The 1,164-nt window shown below is 55.0% G+C and carries 2 protein-coding genes; one reads left to right on the forward strand and one right to left on the reverse strand.

The features are described from left to right. Positions 1–274 precede the first annotated feature (274 nt). Entirely contained in the window at positions 275–700 is a 426-nt protein-coding gene (locus ACRXB1_RS36435; protein ID WP_449494823.1) for a DUF2244 domain-containing protein, read from the reverse strand. Positions 701–781: 81 nt separating this feature from the next. Here ACRXB1_RS36435 and ACRXB1_RS36440 point away from each other — a divergent pair. After that, positions 782–1,164, forward strand: a 383-nt coding sequence (locus ACRXB1_RS36440) for a transposase (RefSeq protein WP_449494824.1), incomplete at its 3' end; no start/stop codon positions are given.

Raw genomic sequence — 1,164 nt, forward strand, 5'->3', positions numbered from 1 at the left:
AGCGCTTCAAGCGTGTCGCACCGCGACCACCCGAATTGCCCGTCGCCGCATGGATCAACCCACCCAAAAAGAAGGAATCCCAAACCCGCATAAAACTTGACGCTTGCTCACTGAATGTAAACACCCAAGTGTCGCAAACTCATTGACACGCTCCGCGGTCGGAATGGCGTGACCGACGTCGTGGCGGACAACATGATCGTGTTCGGCGGTGCTCATGAGAAAACTCCAAATAGGCGTATGGTCCTCACAATGGCGCGTGCCTGTCAAATTTCTTTTAGCCAAGCTGCGCAATGTATCGGCGCATTTCAGCCGCGATGCCTGCTCGTCGGTGCGCAGGCACATGGGTGCCTACGATAATGACCTGTCCGGCGCTACGAATTTCGATCTTTGGGCGAGGCTTCTCTTGCAAAGTAATTCGAATCCATCGCGGATTAAGCTCGACCACTGTGAGGTGGGAAGCGAGTGCAGTTTCAATAATCAAATGTTCGGGTGAAATGACGATCCGTTCGTAATCCGTCGCGTGCCGTGCATAGACTAGGACCGCGCTGCCCACAGCAATCAGGTCGATCCCTGCGAACGGAAGCACGGTCCATGCGCCCAACGCTGTCCAAAAGGCCGCGATTGATAGGGTGACGGTCGCGAGCGAACAATAGAAAACGCCGAACTGCCACGGCGTAAACGCGCAATTGCGTTTGAGCATCCATACCGCAGCAACATCATGTGAGGTAACCTGAATTTTCCGGACACTCCTTTTTGATAAACTTTATCAATGGGAGCACACATGACGAAACCGAGAACATACACACCGGAGCTTCGTGAAGAAGCTGTAAAGCTTGTGCTTGCACAGGGCCTGACGCTAGATGAAGCGGCGAAGCGAATTGCCATTCCGATGGGGACTTTGGCCACTTGGGTCAAAGCAGCCAAGCTTGGCAATGGCGCCGTGGCGGCGCCAGGCAGTCGCACGGTTCCCGAATTAGAAGCCGAGGTAGCCAGACTACGCAGGGAACTGGCGGAGACCAGGATGGAGCGAGATATCGTAAAAAACCGCCCCACGCGCTTGGGCGCGACCCTCATGAATAGAAACTTCAGGGGCGTACACTTGATGCGCGCAGAGACAGTGGCCGTATGCTTCTTGGAGGTCTCGACCCCGTCAAAAAACCTGGC

It is taken from the genome of Caballeronia sp. M23-90, assembly GCF_053574605.1.

Excerpts from the sequence above, each read along its gene's own strand:
- ACRXB1_RS36435 (WP_449494823.1), bottom strand. The coding sequence starts at position 700 with ATGCTCAAACGCAATTGCGCGTTTACGCCGTGGCAGTTCGGCGTTTTC.